The organism is Micromonospora sp. DT44 (assembly GCF_049841635.1).
Classification (GTDB): domain Bacteria; phylum Actinomycetota; class Actinomycetes; order Mycobacteriales; family Micromonosporaceae; genus Micromonospora.
On the sequence record NZ_JBNCKS010000036.1, the window covers coordinates 48254 to 70083 of the forward strand.

Below are 21830 nucleotides of genomic sequence, written 5' to 3' on the forward strand. Positions count from 1 at the left end.
CCATCCGCTCGCGTGCCTGGCGGACCGGGGTGTTGGCCGTGACCGGCCCGCCGAGGTCCGATGCTGCCGGCCGAGCGGGTTATCCGTCCTCACCCGATGCGGGTGGGACCACCCTGCGGACCTGCGTGCGCGGCAGGCTCGCCAGCAGTGTTGGGAGCGCTTCCATAGCGGCGTCGGATCGGTTAGTGTGAGTGCGTTCCTCGATCGCGGGAGCCTCGCGTCGGGTGGTTGGAGCCAGGGCAGCTCCGATCCGTCCCCCGCGTCGTCGTCCGTCCCCCGGGCCCCGACGCGTCACCTCTGGTCGACCCGTCCCCGCGTCGCCGTGCTCGTCCCCCGAGCCGCGACGCCACCCCGGTCGATCCCGACTCCCGGGTCCCCACCCCCGAGAGGAACCACAGATGCCCAGATCACTGGCCAGCGTGGTCGTCGCGGCGCTGACCGTCGCCACGGCCGTCGTGGCGGTCCCGATCACCGCCGCGGGCTCGGCGCCGGCCCCGGCCGCCGCCGAGGCGTACACCTGGCGCAACGTGCCGGTCGGCGGCGGTGGCTTCGTGCCGGGCGTCGTCTTCAACCCCACCGAGAAGAACCTGATCTACGCCCGGACCGACATCGGCGGGGCCTACCGCTGGGAGCAGGGCAGCCAGTCGTGGACGCCGCTGCTCGACTGGGTCGGCGCGGACCGCTGGGGCTACAACGGCGTGGTCAGCATCGCCACCGACCCGGTGCAGACCAACCGGGTGTACGCGGCCGTCGGCATGTACACCAACGGCTGGGACCCGAACAACGGAGCGATCCTGCGCTCGACCGACAAGGGCGCCACCTGGCAGGTCACCGAGCTGCCGTTCAAGAACGGCGGCAACATGCCGGGCCGGGGCATGGGCGAACGGCTGGCTGTGGATCCCAACCGCAACAGCGTCCTCTACTACGGCGCCGAGGGCGGGAACGGGCTGTGGCGCAGCACCGACTACGGGGCGACCTGGGCCAAGGTCACCGCCTTCCCGAACGTCGGCAACTACCGGGCCGACCCCAGCGACCCGAACGGCTACAACGGGCAGAACCAGGGCCTCACCTGGGTCAGCTTCGACAAGAGCACCGGCGCCGCCGGCACCACCACACAGACGATCTACGTGGGTGTGGCGGACAAGGACAACCCGGTCTACCGCAGCACCGACGGTGGTGTCACCTGGGCACGGATTCCCGGGCAACCCGCCGGCTACCTGGCGCACAAGGGTGTCGTCGACCCGGTCGGCGGTCACCTCTACATCGCCACCAGCGACACCGGTGGCCCGTACGACGGCGGCAAGGGTGACGTCTGGAAGTTCACCCGGTCCACCGGGGCCTGGACGCGGATCAGCCCGATCCCCTCCACCAGCGGCGACGACTACTTCGGCTACAGCGGCCTGACCATCGACCGGCAGCGCCCGAACACGCTGATGGTGGCCACCCAGGTCTCCTGGTGGCCGGACGCGATCTTCTTTCGCAGCACCGACGGTGGGGCGAGCTGGACCCGCATCTGGGACTTCACCAGCTACCCGCAGCGGTCCAAGCGCTACACGATGGACATCAGCTCGGTGCCGTGGCTGACCTTCGGCACCAACCCGGCGCCTCCCGAGGAGACACCCAAGCTCGGCTGGATGAACGAGTCGGTGGAGATCGATCCGCACGACTCCAACCGGATGATGTACGGCACCGGGGCCACCATCTACGGCACCACCGACCTCACCAAGTGGGACACCGGCGCTCAGTTCACGATCCGGCCGATGGTCCGGGGCCTGGAGGAGACGGCCGTCCTCGACCTGGTCAGCCCACCCACCGGCGCGCCCCTGATCAGCGCGCTCGGCGACGTCGGCGGCTTCCGGCACACCGACCTGGACACCATCCCGTCGATGCTCTTCACCCAGCCGGTCTTTACCAGCACCACGAGCCTGGACTACGCCGAGAGCAAGCCCGCCGTCCTGGTGCGTGCCGGCAACTTCACCGACTCCGACCGGCCCAACGACAGCCACGTCGCCTTCTCGACCGACGGCGGGGCCACCTGGTTCCAGGGCACCGAGCCGTCGGGCGTCAACGCCGGCGGTACGGTCGCCGCGGCGGCCGACGGCAGCCGGTTCGTCTGGTCGCCCGGCGACGCGGGCCAACGAGTTGTCTACGCGGTCGGCTTCGGCAACTCGTGGGCGCCGTCCACGGGCATCCCGGCGAATGCAACGATCGAATCCGACCGGGTCGACCCCAACCGGTTCTACGGATTCAGCGGCGGCCGGCTCTACCTGAGCACCAACGGTGGCGCGAGCTTCACCGCGACGGCGGCGACCGGCCTGCCCACCTCCGACGTGCGCTTCAAGGCGTTGCCCGGCAAGGCGGGCGAGCTGTGGCTGGCCGGTCCGGGCGGGCTCTGGCGGTCCACCGACTCCGGGGCCAGCTTCACCAAGCTGGGCGGCGTCAGCGCCTCCGGCAACGTCGGCTTCGGCAAGGCCGCGCCGGGGCGGACCAACCCCGCCGTCTTCCTCTACGGCACGGTGGACGGCCAGCCCGGCGTACACCGCTCCGACGACGGCGGCACGACGTGGGTACGCATCAACGACGACCGTCACCAGTACGGCAACCCGACCGAGGCGCTGACCGGCGACCCCCGGGTCTACGGGCGTGTCTACCTGGGCACCAACGGTCGCGGCATCCTGGTGGCCGATCGCACCGGCGGCACGCCGACGACGCCACCTCCCACCACGCCGCCTCCCACCACGCCGCCTCCGACGACGCCGCCTCCGACGACGCCGCCTCCGACGACGCCGCCTCCGACGACGCCGCCTCCGACCACGCCGCCTCCGGTCGGTGGGTGCGCGGCGACCTACCGGGTGACCGGCTCGTGGACCGGCGGATTCCAGGCCGAGATTGTGGTCAGCAACCCCGGCACCAGGCCCATCGCGGGCTGGACGCTCGGCTGGACCTTCCCCAACGGCCAGCGCGTCAGCCAGCTCTGGGGCGGCACCCACACCCAGACCGGGGCGGTCGTCTCGGTCGTGGACAGCGGCTGGAACGGCGCGCTCGCCCCCGGGACCAGCACCACGATCGGCTTCCTCGGTTCCTGGACCGGCACCAACTCGCCGCCCACCTCGGTGAGCTGCACGAGTCGCTGACCCGGTGGCCCGGCGTCGTCCGGGCCACCCGAGAACACCGGTCCGCCGGGGCTGCCTGAGGGGTCCGGCACCCCGGCGGACCGGGCGTAATTCCGCCCAGCACCGCCACCGGTACGCGAGCGGGCCCCGCCGACGCGATGTCGACGGGGCCCGCTCGGTGTACCGGTGGCTAGTCGTCCAGGCCGACGGGGGAGTTGGGGCGGTCGACGTCGACGAACTCGACGTCGTCCACCGCGCGATCGTCCCGACTGCCGGCGGCGCGAGCGGCGGAGCCGACGGCCCAGCCGACCGCCGCGCCGACCAGCGCGGCGCCGATCAGCAGCGTCCACGGCAGCGCCGGCTGGCGTCCGGCGAGCGCGTCGAAGGCGCGCGACGCGCGACGCCGTGCCTCCTCCGCCGCCGAGCCCACCAGGTCACCGGCGCCGTCGGCGAGGTCGCCGCTGCTGCGACGGGCCGACCGCGCGGTGTCCCGGACGCTGTCGCCCGCGGAGCTGACGGCGGAGAGCAACTGCTCCCACGCCTGGTCCGCGATCCGCTCCGGCTTACTGCGCCGGTCCAGCAGGTTGGTTCCGAACATCGTGGTTACCTCCTCAGGTGCCGAAGCCGCCGGCCACTTCGGACCTCGGCGTCCGTCCAGCGCGACACGGTTCGCTGACTGCGCAGTGCCCCGGGCCGGTCGCGCGCAAACCCGGCCCCGCGTGGCGCACCCGCCGGGGTCAGCGCACCGCCACCGCGGCCACACCGCGGGCGAAGTCGTCGTCATCGTCGTCGTCGTCGTCTCCGCCGCCGAAACCGCAGGCCAGTACGAGGGCGAGTAGTAGACCGACGCCGGCCAACCCGGCCAGTCGCTTGATCATCGAAGGTCCTCTCCGTCACGGTGGGTGTCCCGGGCCGATGCTAGGAAGCGTCGGCAACCACGCTGGCGGGTCCGACCGCGACACGCCGGTCCCACGCGGGGCGGGTGTACGGGACGGGACGGATGTCGGGCTTGCCGGACCGCGACCGCTACCCTGGTCCGGCGACGCGTCGGTTCCGACCGAGCGTCGACTGATCAGATAACGAAAAGTATTGAATGATCAGATGCCGAAAAGTGGGGATATGGGCGACTTTGTCCGCTCGGATCCGTGAATTGCTCATCCCGAGGGGTGGCGACCGAGGCCGTTGGAGGAATACTCTCGGTCGCGGCCCGCGTACTGATGAGGCGCCCGGGGGACGGGCGGGTGGAGGTGCTCGCGTGAGCCTGTCGATCGTGAAGTCGGTCCTGTCCGGTGGTGTCGTCGAGATCGCCCCGCGGGGTGAGATCGACGTCGACACAGCGTACGAGGTGCGTGAGGCCATTGCGGAGGTGCTGGCCAAGAGCCGCCCGCTCCGCATCGAGCTGAACATGAGGCTGGTCACCTTCATCGACTCCGTGGGCATCAGCGCCATGGTCGCCGGCTTCCAGACCGCCGAGGTCAGTGGCGTCAAGCTGGCCGTCACCGAGCCGAGCCGGTTCGTGCACCGTCAGCTCTGGGTGACCGGCCTGCTCGGTCTCTTCGGCGCGCCGGAGCCCTACTTCGCCGGGGCCGCCACCCCCGAGGTGCTTCCCGGCGCCTGAGGCGCGGGCTGCCACCGTCAGGCCTGCTCGTCCAGACCGGTCAGGGCCACGTCGGTCACCTCGCTGACCGCCCAGATCGCCGTGACTGACGCGTACCCGGCCGTCGGCGTCCACGGCGGCGTGTCCCTCTTCGTCACAACCGGTGATTTCCCATCAGCCGACCGTGGTGGGAACGCTGCGCGAATGCCGGGACAACGCAGGGTGTCCGTCCGGCCGTTGCCACCCCGCGCGGCGTACGGGACGATCGTGCGACCAGCGACGTCGGGAGACGGTGTGCTCAGCAGCGATACCTTCAGCTACTCCGTCCAGGCCCGCTGCTCAGTCGCCGAGGCGGCGGCGCTGTTAAGCGACCTGACCCGTCAGGGTGAACTGCATCCCCTGATCGTGCGGGTCCGCGAGGTGCCGCCCCGCCCGGGCGCCCGCGCCAGCTACACGATCAACGACAGGCTGGTCGCCGGCCCGCTGCGCTTTCGCACCACGTACCACGCGGACATGCTGGTCAGCGAGCCCGACGAGATCGTCACTGTGGCCCGTCAGTGGCCCGCCACCACGGTTCGCAACCACACCCGGCTGCGCGCCGAGCCGGACGATCTGGTCCGCATCGACGTCGACATCACCCTGCGCGCGCCGACACCCCTGTTCCGGTACGCCTTCAATCAGGCCCGCGCCGCCCACCTCGCCCTGGCCGCGCGCCTCGGCGCGGTCCTCGACAACCCCGCGCCCTGAGCCCATAAGCCGTCGAGGGTGGCTGCGCGATCAGGCGCGCGTCGCGCCGACCGCCGCGCTGCGGCGGGGTTGGCTGGGTCGGCGTCCCCAGGGCTTGTACGTCGACAGCACCGTCGCGATGATCATGAGACTGGTCGACACCGCGGGCGCGATCACCAGGTCGGCGCGATCCCGCGCCGGTAGCGCGGCGCCCAGCGCGCCGGCGTGCCGCAGGTTCGGGGTGAGCAGGAACAGCACCAGCCCGACCATCACCGTGGTGATCACGAGCTTGATCACCACCCAGCGGTAACGCAGCAGGCCCCAGGGGGTGAGCAGCGCGCTGGCGACACCGACGAGCCACACGAGCACGCTCAGCGGCGCGAAGAGCACGGTGCCGACGAGCCCGGCGACCGGGTAGACCACCGCCGGGTCGGCGCCGCGCTGTGCCGCGATGCCGAGCGTGAGCAGCACCAGGTCGGCCCCGAGCCAGCCGAGAGACGTGACCAGGTGCAGGGTGAGCAGGGCCTTGCGGGTGCGGGGCGCGATTCGCGGCATACCCGAATGCTCCCGGTCCGACCCCGCGTGGTCGTCCGACCAGCGACGACGTCCGGGGTACGCCCGCTGACGTACCCCGGACGGCGTCGGTGGTCAGTACACCGACAGGTGCACGTGGTTGGTGTGGTCGCTGGAGGGGTCGCCGTTCCCCCCGCTGTACGACTTCCAGCCGCTGCTGGGCAGCCAGATCTGCTTGAACCAGATCACGTAGAGCACCGCGAGCCGATCCGAGTTGCGGATGAAGTACGCGGCCAGGTTGTTGCCGTACGTCTTGTCGCCGCCGCTGGCGATCCCGCCGAAGCCACCCTTCTGCGCGGCGAAGTCACAGGCCCGGCCCTTGGGGTGCTCGCCCGAGCCGCCGTTGCGGTGACAGGAGACGTACCGGGTGAAGCCGGCGGCCTTGGCCTGGTTGAGCGCGTGCAGGGTGCGGGGGGTGATGCAGCCGCTGGCCGGGGTGGGGTCGTTGATGCTGCACGACTCGGACGGCCAGGAGCCGTCGGAGTTGCGCGGTGCGGGCTGGGCGTTGGCGGTGGAGGTGCCACGGTTGGAGCCGGTGTCGGTGTCGGTGTCGGCGCTGGCGCGTGCCTTGTCGTTGGCGACGGTCAGGGCCCGCTCGGCCTGCTCCTTGCGCTTGGCCATCACCTCGACCTGCTTACGCTGCTCCCGGATCTCGCCGTCGAGGGCGACGCGGGTGCGGTTCGCCTCGTCCCGGATCGCGTGCAGGTCGCGCAGCACCCGGTCCTCGTTCGCGGCCACCGCGTCGAGGGCGGCCGCCCGGTCCATGAAGCCCTCGGGGGTGTTGCTGTTGAGCAGGGCCGAGACGGTGCTGAGCCGGCCGGTGCGGTACGCGACGCCGGCGATCTCGCCGACCTTGCCGTTGCGTACGGTCATCTCGGCCTCGGTGTCCTTCAGTTTGACCGCGAGCTGCTGTTGCCGCTGGATGGAGGTGTCCAGCGCGCGCTTCGCGTCCAGGTAGCCCTTGCTGGCCGCCTCGAGCTGGGCCCGTAGCGCCGGGGTGCCGCCCTCCTCGTCGCCGTCGGGCGCGGCGGCGGCCCGCAGGCCGCCGGGTGCAGCGGCGGTGGCGGCGCCGACTGGAAGCGCGACGCCGAGGGTGACCATCATGACGATCAGTGCCGCAAGCCGGGCGGCGGGTGGTCGTGCTGGTGCCACTACGCATGTCCTTCCGTCAGCCGCCGACCGGGTTAGCTGACGGGTTCGGGACGGAAGATCCCTACCGCTGACGCGGATGCACCCCAGGAACATGGTTCCCCGGTTCGCCCTGTCGGGCGATTAGGCGACGGCCGCCACCGGCGCCGGGAGGCGCCGCCGGGTGGTGGCCGGGACAGAGCCTACCGGTGCTGGTGGGGTCTGTGCAGCCGATGTTACGGAAGGTGCCTGCACCTTCACGAAGGATGACGGTCACCACTCGACGGAACCGCAGGCGCCCGGGGCGGCACCGGGCTCGGTCTGCAGCGTGGCGTGCTCGATGCGGAAGTCGTCCCGCAGGGCGGTACGCGCCGCGGTGAGCACCGCGCCGACCTCCGCGCCGGGCGCCATGGTCAGGTGCGCGGAGGCCACCTCCATGCCCGAGGTGAGCGTCCAGACGTGCAGGTCGTGCACCTCGACCACGCCGGGCACCGCGGCCAGTCGGTCGTGCACGGCGGTGACCTGGAGGTGTTCCGGGGCGGCCTGCACGAGGATGCGTACGGCGGCCCGCCCCAGCCGCCAGGTGCGCGGCAGGATGAACACGCCGATCGCTACCGCGACCAGCGGATCGGCCCACCACCAGTCGGTGACGGCGATGAGCAGCGCGGCGCCGATCACGCCGAGCGAGCCGAGCAGGTCGCCGAGCACCTCCAGGTAGGCACCCTGGAGGTTGATGCTCTCCCGGGCGCCGGCGCGCAGCAGCCCGAAGGCGACCACGTTCGCGAGCAGGCCGAGGATGGCCACCGTGAGCATCGGACCACTGAGCACCCGGTGTGGGTCGCCGAACCGGCCGATCGCCTCGATCACCACGTAGATCGCCACGCCGGAGAGCAGGACGGCGTTGGCCAGCGCGGCGAGCACTTCGAGGCGGTAGAGCCCGAAGGTGCGTTGCGGGTCGCCGGTGGCCCGCCGCGTAGCGGTGATCGCGGCGAGCGCCATCCCGATGCCGAGCACGTCGGTGAACATGTGCCCGGCGTCGGAGAGCAGGGCCAGTGAGCCGGTGTGGAAGGCGGTCACCGCCTCGACCACCATCAGGGCAGCGAGCAGTCCGAAGGCCGCCCAGAGCCGTCCCCGATGCTGGTGGGCGGCGTTGGCGACCGAGCCGTGGTGGTGGTCATGTCCTGCTCCCACGAAACCCACCCTCCGACGCCGCCCGGGACGCGGTCAAATATATGCTCACATCGCTATGTGTGCAAGTGTAAGGCGAGGGCCGGCCTACGGGCGATGCCAACGCGACGGTCAGCCGGTCGGGTCGACGGTGGTGAGCCGCTGAGTGGCGCGGGAGAGCGCCACGTAGAGCGTGCGTACGCCGGAGCCCGGATCGGCCCGGATCTCGCTGGGGGCGACCAGCACGACCCCGTCGTACTCCATGCCCTTGGCCTCCAGGCTGGTCACCACCTGCAAGCGCGTCGAGCCGAGCGCGTCGAGCCAGCCGGCGACCTCGTCGCGGCGGGTGACCGGCGTGATCACCCCGACCGTGCCGTCGACCTCGCCCAGCAGGCCGGTGGCCGCCTGCACGGCCGCGGCCTGGAGCCCGGCGGGCGGCACCACCAGCTCGACCGGGTCGACGCCGGTGGAGCGGACGGCCCTCGGCAGGGGCAGGTCCGGGTAGAGCCGGCGGATCTCCGCCGCCGCCACCGCGAAGATCTCCGCCGAGTTGCGGTAGTTGGTGGTGAGCGTGAACTCGTGCCGTTTGCGTCGGCCCAGCGCCTGGTCGCGGGAGCGGGTCAGCTCCTCGGGGTCACCGGTCCAGGCGGTCTGCGCCGGGTCGCCCACCACCGTCCACGAGGCCAACCGCCCACGCCGACCGATCATCCGCCACTGCATCGGCGAGACGTCCTGCGCCTCGTCGACAACCACGTGCGCGTACTCCCGGTAGTCCTCCGGCCGCTCCCGGGCCGCCGCGCGGGCGGCCCGCTGCCGGTCGGCGGCGGTGCTCAGCTCACGGACGCCGCCCGCGAGCTGGAACGGGTCGCGTCGGGCCCGCGCCGGTTTCACCGGCTTGCCGAGCAGCGCGTCCAGCTCGTCGAGCAGCGCCACGTCCGCGATGGTCAGGCCCGCAGTGTCCAGACTCTGGTACGCCGTGCCGAGCAGCCGGATCTCCGCGCCGGAAAGGATCCCGCCGGCGTACCGGCGCAGCCGTTCCGGTCGAGCCAGCCAGCCGAGCACGTGCCGGGGGTGCAGGCGTGGCCACCAGGCCTTGAGGAACTCCCGGAACTCCGGCCGCTCGGCGATCTCGCCCTCGAAGGCCCGCTGCTCGGGCAGCCGGCCGATGTTCACCCGCCGGGCCTGCGCCCACAGCGCGGCGAAGACACCGTCGAAGCCGGCGCGGCGAACCTCGTTGCGCCGGGCGCCCCGGTGCAGCGCGCGGTCCCGGATCGCGTCCAGCTCGCGGCGGTCCAACCGCAGCAGCCCTCCCCGGTAGAGCAGCCGCAGCTCGCCAGGAGCCCCCGGCGCCGCGTCGCGGGCCGCCCGTTCCAGCACCCGGCGCATGCGCAGCGAGCCCTTCACCGCCGCCACCTCGGGCGGATCGGTTCGGGTGGCCGTCATCCCGGGGAACAGGGTGCCCAGCGAGTGCAGGGTCGCGGTGTCCTCACCGAGCGACGGCAGCACCGAGGCGATGTACTCGACGAAGACGGTCGACGGCCCGACCACCAGGATGCCGCCACCGGCGTACCGGCTGCGCTCGGTGTAGAGCAGGAAGGCCGCCCGGTGCAGGGCGACCGCCGTCTTGCCGGTGCCCGGGCCGCCCGCGACGATCGTCACCCCGGAGCCGGGCGACCGGATCGCCTCGTCCTGCTCCCGCTGGATCGTCGCCACGATGTCGCGCATGCCCCGACCGGTCGCCCGGGAGAGGGTGGCCAGCAGCGCGCCGTCACCGACGACCGTCATCTGATCCGGGGCGGCCTCCGGATCGAGCAGGTCGTCCTCGATACGGGTGACCCGCTCGCGCTGGGACTGGATGGTGCGGCGACGCACCACGCCCAGCGGCTGCGCGGGGGTGGCCTGGTAGAACGCCGACGCGGCCGGCGCCCGCCAGTCGACGACGAGGGTGCTGGCGTCCTCGTCACGGATACCGAGCCGCCCGACGTGCAGCACCTGCCGGTCGCGCAGGTCCAGGCGGCCGAAGACCAGCCCTTCGTGTTCGGCGTCGAGGGTGTGCCTCCGTTGTGCCGCGTGGAAGACCATCGCGTCACGTTCGACGAGCGCGCCGAACGTGCCCACCCGCGCCATCCGGTAGCCGTCCCGCTCGGCGCGCACCGCCGACTGCCGCAGCTCGGCCAGTCGGGCGTACACCCGGTCGAGGTGCCGCTGCTCGACGGCGATCTCCTGCTCCAGGGCGGTCTGGTCGGTCAACGCACGCTCCTTCGATGTCGCCGGCAAGCGGCGCGAACCGCGCGGGCCAACCGCAGAAGGGTACGGCCCCCGACCCGACCCGCCGCGCCCGAGGTGCGCGAACGTGCTCAGCGACCCGCCGCGACGGCGCTCACGACCGGCCCGTGCGGCGGCGGCGCGGCGCTCGGCCCGGTCCCGTGCGGCGCGGGTGCGGCGCTGGGGCCGGGCCCGTGCGGCGGTGCGGCGAGCACCCGGCCCAGGACGCCGGTCAGGGCCGCGTTCACCTCAATCGGACGCTCCATCATCAGCATGTGGCCGGCGCCCGGGCAGACGGTCAGCTCGGTGGCCGGCAGGACGGCGGCGATCGACTCGGCGCACGGCGGTGGGGTCAGCCGGTCCCGGTCACCGACCAGGGCGGCGGCCGGCAGGTGCGCCAGGTCGGCGAGGGTGTCCAGACGGTGCTGAGCGCCGATCGAGGCGCGGAAACCGCCGATCGAGCGCAGCGAGGCGCGGGCCACCGCCGACGTGACCAATCGGATGTCGGAGGGATCGCAGCGGTCGCCGAAGAGCATCCACCGGATGCTCGGCTGCAGCGCGTTGAGCAGCGCCCGGGGCGCCCGCCACGAGCCGCAGCGGGCCAGCACACCGGCGCCGGTCGTCTCGGCGAGCCGGATCAGCCGGGCGATGCGTGGCGAGAGCCCGTACACGGTGTGCGTGTGCCCCTCGGCGGTGGTCGAGACGAAGACCAGGCCGGCCGTACGAGCGGCGAAGTGCTCCCGGTGGCGGTGCGCGTACTCCATGATCGTCATTCCGCCCATCGAGTGCCCGACCAGGACCACCCGACCGCTCGGCGCGACCGCGTCGAGGACGGCGGCCAGGTCGTCGCCGAGCTGGGCGAGGGTGGCCGTGGGCAGCGCCATGCAGCTCGACCGGCCGTGACCCCGCGCGTCGTAGGTGACCACCCGCACCGAGTCGCCGAAGGACGACGTGAGCGCGTCGAGCTGCCGGTGCCAGCTGCGCCCGTCCAGCGTCCAGCCATGCAGAAGGACCGCCGTCACCGGGGCGTCCACGGGACCGGTGGTCTCGACGTGCAGCCGTACGCCGTCGGGCATACCGACTTCGAATCGCTCCGGCATCGCCACCTCCCACGCTCGCCCAGGCATCACCCGCACCTCCCATACCCGGCGGTAACACCGGCTACCCGTCAGGACGCCACGCCAATCGCGGTCGAGCGAACATTCGCGACTCCGCCCCTGGTGCGCGGCGGCGGGCCAGGCTGGACGGCATGAGGGTGGCGGGGCAGGAGCGGCAGGCCGGCGGTACACCCCGGGCCGCGCTCGTCGACCTGCTCGCCGGCAATCGGCGGTTCGTCAGCGGCCAACCCATGCACGGTCACGACGTCACGGCCGCGGCCGCCGCCTCCGGCGACCAGCAGCCGTACGCGGTGGTCCTCGGCTGCATCGACTCACGGGTGCCGTTGGAGGCGATCTTCGACCAGACCTTCGGGGCGATCTGCGTGATCCGTACCGGCGGGCACGTGCTCGACCGCGCGGTGTGCGGCTCCATCGAGTACGTGGTGGGCCAGCTCGGCGTGCCGCTGGTCATGGTGCTCGGCCATGAGCGCTGCGGTGCGGTGGGCGCCACCGTGGACGCGCTGCGCACGGGGGAGCGACCGGGCGGCTCGCTGGCCCACCTGGTCGACGAGATCGCCCCGGCGGTCACCGAGGTGGGGCTCGACGATCCGGCGGTGCATCCTCTGGCGATCCGCCGGCACGTCCGGCGTACGGTCCACACGCTGCGCGCGGACGATCTACTGGCCGAGCCCGTGGCCGCCGGCCGGGTCGCGGTGGTCGGCGGTCTCTACGACCTGAGCACCGGCGAGGTCGCCCTGCTCGACGTGCCTGACGCCGGCCCGGCCCAGGCGTGACCCGTGACCGGCTCGGCCCGCTTCCGGTTCGGCACTGGAACACCTGTCGGTGAGTCCTTTGGAGCTGATGTCGCAAACGAGTCAGAGCGCCGCCGGATCGGCGCGATTCGTTCATGACATCAGCTCCAAAGGATGCGACCACACACCGGCCGAACCGCGCGTCGCCGTGGCCGGGACCGAAAGGACCCGTCGCACGATCCGGCGGCCGGCCGTGGACGCGAAACCGCCCGCCGGGAACTCCCGGCGGGCGGTCGGTGGTGCGGTGGGGGAGGGCTCAGCCCTCGAAGACGCCGGCCGCGACCAGACGCTTCTCGGTGGCCTCCCAGCCGTCGTTCGGGTGAACGGTGGCCAGGTTGTTGATCTCCGCCCGGATCTTGGTGGCGTGGCCGGCAGCGGCCAGCGCCCGGATCTCCTCGACGAAGGCGTCGGAGTCGGTACGCAGGTGCGCGGTCTTGCCGTTGGTCAGGTTACGCACGTAGGCGTGCTTGCCGCCGTTGAGCGGGATGAGGTACTTGAACTCGCCCAGCACGCTGAGGGCGCCACCCTGGCCAGCCTGGCCGGCCCGGACGGACGCGCGCGCGGTCTTAGAGGTGTTGCTCGCCACGGAGGTACTCCTTGCAAGACGTACGGGAGGACTGGACGTCCGGGGGCTGTGTGCGGGTGACACTGCGTCGGCCCGCAGAGGTGGAACGCGGCAGAAGCCGCCGATGGAACTGTACATGACCACGACATCAGGCTGGTCGTCGCGGTGTCCTGAGAGGCAACGGAGACCACCCGTCCGGCTATTCCGGGTGGCGTTTTTTCCGATTCTCTGGCGCACCATCCGTCACAGCAGTCATCATGTGTTGCAGCAACCACTCGGGTGGACGAGGTCGTAGGGGAAGACGCACCTCGCTCTCCGGGAGGTCACCGTGCCAACGCGTGGCGTCGTATACGTCCACTCGACCCCGCTCGCCGTGTGCTCGCACGTCGAGTGGGCGATCGCGCGCGTCCTAGCCGCGCCGGTCAACCTGCAGTGGACGGCTCAGCCCGTCGACCCCGGCGCCCGCCGGGCCGAGTGCGGGTGGACCGGCCGTCCGGGGACGGGCGCCGAGCTGGCTGCTGCCCTCCGGCAGTGGCCCATGATCCGTTTCGAGGTCACCGAGGAGCCGAGTCCCGGCGTCGACGGTGAGCGCTTCATGTACGTGCCCGCCCGTGGCCTGTTCCGGGCCACCGTCGGGGCGGCCGGTGACATCCAGCTCGGCGAGGACCGGCTACACGCCCTGATGGCTTCCGCCCGGGCCCCGGAGGCGTTGTCGCACGCCCTCGACAAGGCGCTCGGCACCGCGTGGGACGCTGACCTGGAGCCCTACCGGTACGCCGGTGACGGTGCGCCGGTGACGTTGCTCACCCGGGTCGGCTGACGGCGGGGCCTTCCGCGCTGCGGACCTGGGTGTTGCGTCACCCCTACAGCGGCGACCGGTAAGGTCAAGTTGCCCCGATAAGGGGGAACTGGTGGGATGGTCGGCGTGCCGATTCGCCCGCGACACGCCGGTGTCGCCGTCGCCGCCCTGACCGCCCTGATCGTCGCCGGCTGCTCCGGTACCCCGGATCGTCCCGACCCGACGCCCGGCCCGACCGGCGCGTCGGCGGCCCCGAGCGCACCCGCCTCGCCGCCGACCGACGACCCGGCCGCGCGGGCCGCCGCGCTGGTCGCGACGCTCTCCGACGAGGACCTGGTCGGGCAGGTGCTGATGCCCTACGCGTACGGCGACTCGGCCACCAAGGTCTCCACCGGCTCGGCGGCCGGGAACCAGGCACTCGCCGGCGTCGACACCCCCGCCGAGATGATCGCCAAGTACCGCCTCGGCGGGCTCATCCTGGTCGGCTTCAGCGCCGACGACCCGACCAAGGGCAACCAGGAGACCACAAACGTCGACAACCCGAAGCAGGTCCACGACCTGACCACCGGGCTGCGCGGGGCCGCCGGACGGCTGGCCACCGGCCCGGCGCCCTTCCTGATCGGCACCGACCAGGAGTACGGCGTCGTCACCCGCGTCACCGACGGCGTCACCATCCTGCCCAGCGCCCTCGCGGCGGGCGCGGCCGGTGACCCGAAGTTGACCGAGGCCGCCTGGCGGGCCGCCGGCGCCGAACTCGCCGCCATGGGCATCAACATCGACTTCGCTCCGGTGGCCGACGTGCTGGCCACCCGCAGCACGGTCATCGGCTCCCGGTCGTTCGGCGCCGACCCGAAGATCGCCGCCGCACAGGTCGGCGGCGCGGTCCGGGGCCTACAGGCCAGCGGCGTCGCGGCCACCCTGAAGCACTTCCCGGGGCACGGCCACAGCGCGGACGACTCGCACAAGGACCTGCCGGTGCTCACCCAGTCCGAGGCGGCGCTGCAGAGCGGCGCGTGGCCGCCGTTCAGCGCCGGGTTCGACGCGGGCGCGATGGCCGTGATGTCCGGCCACCTGGACGCGCAGGCCATCGACCCCGGCACCCCGGCGACCTTCTCCCACAAACTGCTCACCGACGTGCTGCGCGGTCAGCTCGGATTCAAGGGCGTGGTGATCACCGACGGGATGAACATGCCGCCGGCGAAGCGGTGGGCACCCGGCGAGGCCGCTGTTCGCGCGCTGAACGCCGGCAACGACCTGATCCTCATGACCCCGAACGTCGGTCAGGCGTACGACGGGCTGCTCGCCGCCCTGCGCGGCGGGTCGTTGCCCCGGGCCCGGCTCGTCGACGCGGTGACCCGGATCCTGACCATGAAGTTCCGGCTGGCGGCGGGCCCCGCCGAGCCGATGTCCACGCTCAACACCCCGGCACACCGCGCGGCGGCCGACGCGCTGGCCGCCGGAGCGGTCACCGTGTTGCGGGGGGCCTGCGGCGGCGCGGTGCACGGCCCCGTCACCGTCACCTCCTCCGACGGCCGGGCCGGCACCCGAGCCACGCTCACCGCCGCCCTGACCGCGGCCGGTGTGACGGTGAAGCCGAGTGGCGGGACGGTGGTGCACCTGGTCGGCTACGGCGACGGGGAGAAGGACCTGAGCGCCAGCGCGGCGGTCACCGTCGCCATGGACACGCCGTACGTGCTGGCCAAGGCCACGTCGCCGACGCTGCTGGCCACGTACTCCTCCAGCCGGGCGTCGATGACCGCGCTCGCCGCCGTACTGGCCGGCAAGGCCCGCCCGGGTGGCCGGTCACCGGTGGTGGTGCCCGGCCTGCCGGCCACCACCTGCAAGAGCTGACGGCACCGGCAGGAGATCCGACCGCGCCTCGGTCAGTCGACGCCTTCGACGATGCGGAAGTCGCGCTCGACGCCGTCGGAGAGTGCGGCCAGCGCCTCCTGGTAGGCCGCACTCTCGTGCGCCGCGACGGCCTGCTCGAAGCTGTCGAACTCGATCAGGACCGTACGCTCGGCGATTCCGGCGTCGTACGCGGCGATCCGACCGCCACGGACGAGGACCCGGCCGCCCCCGGCCCGGACAGCGGGGCCGGCCAGCTCGTTGTACGCGGCCAGCTTCTCGGGGTCGGAAATGGTGCGGTAGGCGCTGACCCAGTAGCCCTTAAGCATGGAATCTCCTCTGTTGGTTGGGTGAATCGACGTCACGTGTTGGTCTTGGCCGAGCGTCGTCGCGCGAGAGCGAGGCTCGCCAGCGTCGCGATCGCCATGGCGCCGATCCCGACCATCGCCGCGGTGGTGTAGGCGCTGTCGTCGGGAAAGAGGTGGCCGGGGCGGGTGCCCGCGGCGAGGGCCAGGCCGCCGACAGCGCTGCCCAGGGAGTACCCGACGCTGCGGACGACGTAGTTGAAGCTCATGGCGCTCGACGTCTCGCTCCTGCGAGTGACAGCCAGGATGACGCCGGGCATCGCGGCGGAGAAGCCGCCGACGCCGAAGCCGAGCACGCCCATCGCCGCGAACAGTTCGGCCAGGTCCGACCGGGCCGCCGCGAACAGGGCGAACCCGACGCCGACCACGATGGCGCTGCCGGCCAGGAGCAGGGGGTCGGCGATCCGCGTGCGGACCCGCGGTGTGAGCTTGCCGGCGATGAACCCCAGCACGGAGAACGGGATGAGGACCAGCCCGGCGACGAAGGTCGTCAGCCCGAAGCCGTAGCCGACGCCGGGCGGCGTCTGCGCGTACCGGGTGATGAGCGTGAGCAGGAGGTACATGCCGATCCCGGCGACGAACATGGCGAGGTTCGCCCCGGCGACCGCCGGGTGCCGTACCGCCCGTACATCGACCAGGGGCGTCGGGCTGCGCAGCTCGATGACGGCCCACACGCAGAGCAGCACCACCGCGACGACGGCGAGGCCTGCCGCCACGGCGAGGTGCCTGCCCCACAGATTCCGCTCACCGGCGAGGAACAGCACCAGGAGCAGCGCGGCGCTCAGGACGACCGCGCCTGCCACGTCCACGTGGGCGAACCGGCCTCCGGGAGCTTCGGGCATGGCGCGCCACGCGGTCAGGAGGGCGGCGGCGGTGACGACCAGGCCGAGGCCGTAGGCGGCCCGTACTCCGCCGAGCTCGGCGAGCAGTGCGGCCAGCGGGTAGCCGACGCCGGCGCCGATGATCGAGACCACCGAGATCAGAGCGATCACGGCCGCGCTGCGCTCCTCGGGGAGGTGGTCCCGGGCCACACCCATCATCAGCGCCGTGAGCCCGAGCCCGACGCCCTGGGCCGCCCGGCCGGTCAGTAGCCACGCGAACGGCAGTGGCAGCACGGTGAGCGCGCTGCCGGCGACGACGACGGCCAACGTGGCGAGGATCGTGGCCCGCCGGTGTGGACCGGCACCGAGCCGGCCCAGGACCGGCGTGGCGACGGCGCCGCTGAGCAGCGCGACGGTCAGCGTCCACTGCGCGCTGCCGAGCGAGACGTGGAACGACGTCGCCACGCTGGTGATGAGCGGCGTCCCGAGGCTGGCGACCGCCGCCACGACCAGGGCGATGAACATCAGGGCGGGAACCAGCAGCCGCGTCTCGGGACGGGGCACGGGGAACGCCTTCGGCGCGCCCTCGCCGACCGGTTGCCGGGTCACTTCTTCGGCCCTTCGCGGTCCTGTCCTTCGAGCTCCGCCAGATGCTCTAGCGCCGGCAGGGCCGCCACCAGCGCCTCGACCTCGTCGCCGGTGAGCCGGCCGATCAACCGCTCGAACGCGTGGATCCCCGCCTGGCGTCGCGTCCGGACATAGGAGGCGCCGGCCTCGGTCAGGCACACCAGCGTGACCCGCTTGTCGGACGCGTCGCCCCGCCGCTCGACCAGGCCGGATTCCTCCATCACCCGCACCAGGGTGGTCATCGCGGGCTGGGTGACGCCCTCGACCGCGGCCAGATCGGTGATGCGCCGGGGACCCGTCCGGTCCAGGGTCGCCAGGGTGGCGGCAGACGTCAGGCTCATGTCCCGGGGCAGGCGTCTCGCGGCCCTGGTGGCCAGGCCGTAGAGGGCGGCCCCGATGGCGGCGGACGCGCCAGGAAAAGTGTCTGGTCGACTCACGCGAGAAGCATAGCGTCTTTATATTCATGGTGTATGCAAATCGGTGGCGCGGGAATCCGGTCGCGCCGCGTGGGGCCACCCTGGCAGCGTGTCGCCCATGGGTCAGGCGCAGGGCTTCCGGTACGACCAGAGGGCCGACGGCACGGTGGTGATCACCCACCACGGCCGGGTGGCGGGCACGTTGCGGGGTGCCCGCGCGGCGGAGTTCCTCGCCGAGGTCGACGACGACCCGCAACTGGTGATGGCCCGCTGGACCGGCAACTACCGCCACGGCAACGAGCGGACCGCCCGGCAACACCCCCGCAACCGACGCTGAACACGCGAAAGGGCCCCCTCCGGAGAGGGGACCCTTTCAGATCGGCCAGCTCACGGCCGCTGTCTCACGGCCGCGCGAACACCAGCGCCACGTTGTGACCGCCGAAGCCGAACGCGTTGTTCAGCGCGGCGGGGATGTCCATGTGGCGTGCCTTGTGCGCGGCGACCTCCAGGCTGAGCCCGGGCTCCGGGTCGTCCAGGTTGATCGTCGGAGGTACGACGCTGTCGCGGATCGCCAGGATCGTGGCGATCGACTCCAACGCTCCGGCCGCGCCCAGCAGGTGACCGGTCATCGACTTCGTCGCGGCCAGCACCGGGTGGTCGCCGAGCGCCTTGTGCAGCGCGCCGATCTCCAGCATGTCGCCGACCGGGGTCGACGTGGCGTGCGCGTTGACGTGCACGATGTCCTGCTTGGCGATGTCCGCGTCCGCGATCGCCTTGGCGATGGCCCGGATGGCGCCCTCACCCTCGGCGTGCGGCTGCACGATGTCGTACGCGTCGGAGGTGATGCCGGCACCGGCCAGGCGCGCGTACACCCGGGCGCCCCGGGCCGCGGCGTGGTCGGCCCGCTCCAACACCACGATGCCCGCGCCCTCGCCGAGGACGAAGCCGTCGCGGCCGGTGTCCCACGGGCGGGAGGCACGTTCCGGCTCGTCGTTGCGGGTCGACATGGCCCGCATCGAGCTGAAACCGGCGATCGGCAGCGGGTGGATCACGGCCTCGGTGCCGCCGGCCACCACCACGTCGGCCCGGCCAGCGCGGATGATGTCCAGGCCGAGCGCGATCGCCTCCGCGCCGGTCGCGCAGGCGCTGGCCACCGTGTGCACGCCGGCCTTGGCGCCCAACTCCAACCCGACCCAGGCGGCCGGACCGTTGGGCATCAACATCGGGATCGTGTGCGGGGACACCCGCCGCGGCCCGGACGCCTCCAGGATGTCGTCCTGGGCGAGCAGGGTGGTGGCGCCACCGATGCCGGAGCCGACGCTGACGGCGAGCCGCTCGGCGTCCAGGCCGGCGTCCGCCAGACCGGCGTCCGCCCAGGCCTGCTGCGCCGCGATGAGCGCGATCGCCTCGGAGCGGTCCAGGCGGCGCAGCTTCACCCGGTCCAGCACCTCGGACGGCTCCACGGCCAGCTGGGCGGCGATCCGCACCGGCAGTTGCGCGGCCCACTCCTGGGTGAGGGCACTCACCCCGGAGCGGCCGGCGAGCATGGCGTCCCAGGTCGACGCGACGTCCCCGCCAAGCGGGGTCGTCGCGCCGAGCCCGGTGACGACGACGTCAGGACGACTCATGATCAGGACTGCGCCTCGATGAAGCTGACGGCGTCCCCGACGGTCTTGAGGTTCTGCACCTCGTTGTCCGGGATCTTGACGCCGAACTTCTCCTCGGCGGCCACCACGACCTCCACCATGGAGAGCGAGTCGACATCGAGGTCGTCGGTGAAGGACTTCCCCTCGGCCACGTCGTCCGGGTTCACCCCGGCAACCTCTTCGAGGATCTCGGCGAGGCCGGTGGTGATCTCGTCACGGGTCATTGCGGTTGGTTCCTCTCATAGGGGGTTCTCCGGCGGCCGGCGTCGCCGGCCGCCGCTCCTGGAGCGCGTACGCGCCTCAAGGGGGCTTCAGGGGCAGCGGACGACCTGACCGGCGTAGGTCAGGCCACCGCCGAAACCGAACAGCAGGACCGGGGCGCCCGAGGGCACCTCCCGCCGCTCGACGAGCTTCGACAGGGCCAGGGGGACGCTGGCCGCCGAGGTGTTGCCGGACTCGACGATGTCCTTCGCGATGATCGCGTTGGGGATGTTGAGCCGCTTGGCGATGCCGTCGATGATCCGGGCGTTGGCCTGGTGCGGCACGAACGCGGCCAGCTCCGACGGGTCGACCCCGGCCCGCTCGCACGCCTGCAGGGCCAGCGGCGCCAGCGCGGTGGTGGCCCAGCGGAACACCGACTGGCCCTCCTGCTGGATGTACGGGCGCCAGCCCTCGATGCGTACCGCGTCGCTCTTCTCCGGCGCCGAGCCCCACACCACCGGGCCGATGCCGGCGGGCTCGTCGTCGGCGGTGGCGGTGACCACCGCGGCGCCCGCGCCGTCGCCGAAGATGATGCAGGTGGAGCGGTCGGTCCAGTCGGTGAAGTCGGACAGCTTCTCGGCGCCGATCACGATCGCGTTGCGCGACGCGCCGGCCCGGATGGCATGGTCGACGGTGCCCAGCGCGTACGCGAAGCCCGAGCAGGCGGTGTTGACGTCGAACGCGCCCGGTGCGGCGATGCCCAGCTTGCCGGCGACCCGGCAGGCCACGTTGGGGCTCCGGTCGATCGAGGAGCAGGTGGCGACCACGACGAGGTCGATGTCGGCGGCGGTGAGCCCGGAGTTGGCCAGCGCCTTACCGGCGGCCGCGGCGGCCATGTCGGCCACCGTCTCGCTGTCGGCGATCCGCCGGGTGGCGATGCCCACCCGGTCGCGGATCCACTCGTCGTTGGTGTCCACGAGTTGGGCGATGTCGTCGTTGGTCACCACCCGGGAGGGCTGGTAGTGCCCCATCGAGACGATGCGACTGCCAGTCATGAGTGTCCTCCGATGCGGGCGAGCGGTTGGCCCGGTGTGGCGTGGCGGGCGATCAGGTCCCGTGCGGCCGGCAGGTCGTCCGGGGTGTTCAGGGTGACGATCTCCGGGGCGCCCTCGCCCCTGAGTTCCCGCTTGACCAGGCCGGCGAGGGTGCCGGCCGGGGGCAGCTCGATCACGCCGGTCACGCCGTGCTCGGCGAGGGCGCGCATGCACAGGTCCCAGCGCACCGGCGCGGTGACCTGGCGGACCAGGCGTCGCACCAGCTCGTGCCCGTCGGTGACGGCGGTGCCGTCGAGGTTCGACAGCAGGATCCGCGCCGGGTCGACGGGGGCGATTCCGGCGGCGACGGCGGACAGCGCGGTCTCGGCCGGGGCCATGTAAGGGGTGTGGAAGGCCCCGGCCACCTGGAGCCGGATGACCCGGGTCTTCGCGGGCGGCGCTGCGGCGAACGCGTCCAGGCCGTCCAGCGAGCCGGCGGCGACGATCTGGCCGGCGCCGTTGCGGTTGGCGGGGTGTAGCCCGTTGGCGCTGATCGCGGCCAGCACCTCGTCCGGGTCGCCGCCGAGCACGGCCGCCATCCCGGTCGGCTCCAGCGCGCAGGCGGCGGCCATCTCGCGGCCACGGATCCCGGCGAGGGTGATCGCGGCCTCGGCCGACAGCACCCCGGCCACCGCCGCGGCCCCCAGCTCGCCGACGCTGTGCCCGGCGGTGAGCGCCACGCCGTCCAGCGGCAGGTGCTCGGCGGCGAGCAGCGCCGCCGCGACGAGCAGCGGCTGGGTACGGGCGGTGTCCTTGATCTCGTCCGCGTCGGCGGCGGTGCCCAGGTGCACCAGGTCCACGCCGGCCAGCGCGGACCACCAGCGCAGGCGCGCCTCGGTGCCGGTCAGGTCGAGCCAGGGAGTCAGAAAGCCGGGTTTCTGGGAACCCTGGCCGGGACTAAGTACGGCGAGCACGCCTATGACTCTCCCGGATACGCGTGGGTAGCGCTGTGCCGGGGCCGACCAAACCG

At 72.5% G+C, this 21830-nt stretch carries 21 protein-coding genes, 1 pseudogene and 1 riboswitch; of the genes and pseudogenes, 7 read left to right on the forward strand and 15 right to left on the reverse strand.

All coding sequences use genetic code 11. The annotated features are described in order from the left end of the window. Positions 1-398: 398 nt before the first annotated feature. The gene (locus tag ACLQ25_RS20965; RefSeq protein WP_425732501.1) at positions 399-3134 is read left to right on the forward strand and encodes a cellulose binding domain-containing protein; all 2736 of its coding nucleotides are present in this window, start codon (positions 399-401) and stop codon (positions 3132-3134) included. A 169-nt stretch (positions 3135-3303) separates the two neighbouring features. Here the strand turns inward: ACLQ25_RS20965 and ACLQ25_RS20970 are convergent, their stop codons facing one another. Beyond that, positions 3304-3711: a hypothetical protein gene (locus ACLQ25_RS20970; RefSeq protein ID WP_355051382.1), complete on the reverse strand. Its 408-nt coding sequence runs from the start codon at positions 3709-3711 to the stop codon at positions 3304-3306. 139 nt (positions 3712-3850) lie between these two features. Continuing rightward, entirely contained in the window at positions 3851-3991 is a 141-nt protein-coding gene (locus tag ACLQ25_RS20975; protein ID WP_355051383.1) for a hypothetical protein, read from the reverse strand. Between the two features lie 377 nt (positions 3992-4368). Here ACLQ25_RS20975 and ACLQ25_RS20980 point away from each other — a divergent pair, with 377 nt between their 5' ends. Continuing rightward, positions 4369-4731, forward strand: coding sequence for an STAS domain-containing protein (locus ACLQ25_RS20980; RefSeq protein ID WP_425732502.1), 363 nt, complete (start codon positions 4369-4371; stop codon positions 4729-4731). Positions 4732-5004: 273 nt separating this feature from the next. Continuing rightward, entirely contained in the window at positions 5005-5457 is a 453-nt protein-coding gene (locus ACLQ25_RS20985) for an SRPBCC family protein (protein WP_425732503.1), read from the forward strand. A gap of 30 nt (positions 5458-5487) precedes the next feature. On the opposite strand, the gene ACLQ25_RS20990 is transcribed toward ACLQ25_RS20985, so the two are convergent. From ACLQ25_RS20990 to ACLQ25_RS21010, 5 genes and pseudogenes are all read right to left on the reverse strand, one after another. After that, positions 5488-5991, reverse strand: coding sequence for a hypothetical protein (locus ACLQ25_RS20990; RefSeq protein WP_425732504.1), 504 nt, complete (start codon positions 5989-5991; stop codon positions 5488-5490). Between the two features lie 93 nt (positions 5992-6084). Continuing rightward, positions 6085-7161: a coiled-coil domain-containing protein gene (locus tag ACLQ25_RS20995; protein ID WP_425732505.1), complete on the reverse strand. Its 1077-nt coding sequence runs from the start codon at positions 7159-7161 to the stop codon at positions 6085-6087. A gap of 5 nt (positions 7162-7166) precedes the next feature. Then, positions 7167-7298, reverse strand: a riboswitch (cyclic di-AMP (ydaO/yuaA leader). Positions 7299-7410: 112 nt separating this feature from the next. Then, positions 7411-8328, reverse strand: coding sequence for a cation diffusion facilitator family transporter (locus ACLQ25_RS21000; protein ID WP_425732506.1), 918 nt, complete (start codon positions 8326-8328; stop codon positions 7411-7413). Between the two features lie 108 nt (positions 8329-8436). Then, positions 8437-10554: a HelD family protein gene (locus ACLQ25_RS21005; protein WP_425732507.1), complete on the reverse strand. Its 2118-nt coding sequence runs from the start codon at positions 10552-10554 to the stop codon at positions 8437-8439. A gap of 215 nt (positions 10555-10769) precedes the next feature. Next, positions 10770-11669 (reverse strand): annotated as a pseudogene (locus ACLQ25_RS21010) (alpha/beta fold hydrolase); the annotation flags it as partial. Between the two features lie 149 nt (positions 11670-11818). Here ACLQ25_RS21010 and ACLQ25_RS21015 point away from each other — a divergent pair. Continuing rightward, positions 11819-12460 (forward strand): carbonic anhydrase, encoded by a 642-nt coding sequence (locus ACLQ25_RS21015; RefSeq protein ID WP_425732508.1) that lies wholly within the window; start codon positions 11819-11821, stop codon positions 12458-12460. 274 nt (positions 12461-12734) lie between these two features. Here ACLQ25_RS21015 and ACLQ25_RS21020 read toward each other — a convergent pair whose 3' ends face one another. Beyond that, positions 12735-13064: a hypothetical protein gene (locus ACLQ25_RS21020; RefSeq protein ID WP_425732509.1), complete on the reverse strand. Its 330-nt coding sequence runs from the start codon at positions 13062-13064 to the stop codon at positions 12735-12737. Between the two features lie 307 nt (positions 13065-13371). Here ACLQ25_RS21020 and ACLQ25_RS21025 point away from each other — a divergent pair, with 307 nt between their 5' ends. Both ACLQ25_RS21025 and ACLQ25_RS21030 read left to right on the forward strand, forming a co-directional pair. After that, on the forward strand, positions 13372-13863 hold the full coding sequence (locus ACLQ25_RS21025) for a DUF3145 domain-containing protein (RefSeq protein WP_425732510.1): 492 nt from the start codon (positions 13372-13374) through the stop codon (positions 13861-13863). Between the two features lie 96 nt (positions 13864-13959). After that, positions 13960-15693, forward strand: a complete 1734-nt coding sequence (locus ACLQ25_RS21030; RefSeq protein ID WP_425732511.1) for a glycoside hydrolase family 3 protein — start codon at positions 13960-13962, stop codon at positions 15691-15693. Positions 15694-15725: 32 nt separating this feature from the next. Here the strand turns inward: ACLQ25_RS21030 and ACLQ25_RS21035 are convergent, their stop codons facing one another. From ACLQ25_RS21035 to ACLQ25_RS21045, 3 genes are read right to left on the reverse strand one after another with little or no spacing between them, the layout of a single operon-like run. Next, positions 15726-16019: a DUF1330 domain-containing protein gene (locus ACLQ25_RS21035; RefSeq protein ID WP_425732512.1), complete on the reverse strand. Its 294-nt coding sequence runs from the start codon at positions 16017-16019 to the stop codon at positions 15726-15728. Between the two features lie 32 nt (positions 16020-16051). Further along, positions 16052-17485, reverse strand: coding sequence for an MFS transporter (locus ACLQ25_RS21040; RefSeq protein ID WP_425732513.1), 1434 nt, complete (start codon positions 17483-17485; stop codon positions 16052-16054). Then, a complete protein-coding gene (locus ACLQ25_RS21045) occupies positions 17482-17940 on the reverse strand; it encodes a MarR family winged helix-turn-helix transcriptional regulator (protein WP_425732514.1) in 459 nt (152 codons plus the stop codon). The genes ACLQ25_RS21040 and ACLQ25_RS21045 overlap by 4 nt, the downstream gene beginning before the upstream one ends. Positions 17941-18037: 97 nt before the next feature. Here ACLQ25_RS21045 and ACLQ25_RS21050 point away from each other — a divergent pair, with 97 nt between their 5' ends. Next, positions 18038-18256 (forward strand): hypothetical protein, encoded by a 219-nt coding sequence (locus ACLQ25_RS21050; RefSeq protein ID WP_355051399.1) that lies wholly within the window; start codon positions 18038-18040, stop codon positions 18254-18256. A 64-nt stretch (positions 18257-18320) separates the two neighbouring features. Here ACLQ25_RS21050 and fabF read toward each other — a convergent pair whose 3' ends face one another. The 4 genes from fabF to ACLQ25_RS21070 form a co-directional block, all read right to left on the reverse strand. Further along, positions 18321-19547 (reverse strand): beta-ketoacyl-ACP synthase II, encoded by a 1227-nt coding sequence (gene fabF / locus ACLQ25_RS21055; protein ID WP_425732515.1) that lies wholly within the window; start codon positions 19545-19547, stop codon positions 18321-18323. A 2-nt stretch (positions 19548-19549) separates the two neighbouring features. Then, positions 19550-19789, reverse strand: a complete 240-nt coding sequence (locus tag ACLQ25_RS21060) for an acyl carrier protein (protein ID WP_007463517.1) — start codon at positions 19787-19789, stop codon at positions 19550-19552. 87 nt (positions 19790-19876) lie between these two features. Next, positions 19877-20821, reverse strand: a complete 945-nt coding sequence (locus ACLQ25_RS21065; protein WP_425732516.1) for a beta-ketoacyl-ACP synthase III — start codon at positions 20819-20821, stop codon at positions 19877-19879. After that, complete coding sequence (locus tag ACLQ25_RS21070; RefSeq protein WP_425732517.1) at positions 20818-21774, reverse strand: ACP S-malonyltransferase; 957 nt, start codon at positions 21772-21774, stop codon at positions 20818-20820. The genes ACLQ25_RS21065 and ACLQ25_RS21070 overlap by 4 nt, the downstream gene beginning before the upstream one ends. Positions 21775-21830: the final 56 nt, after the last annotated feature.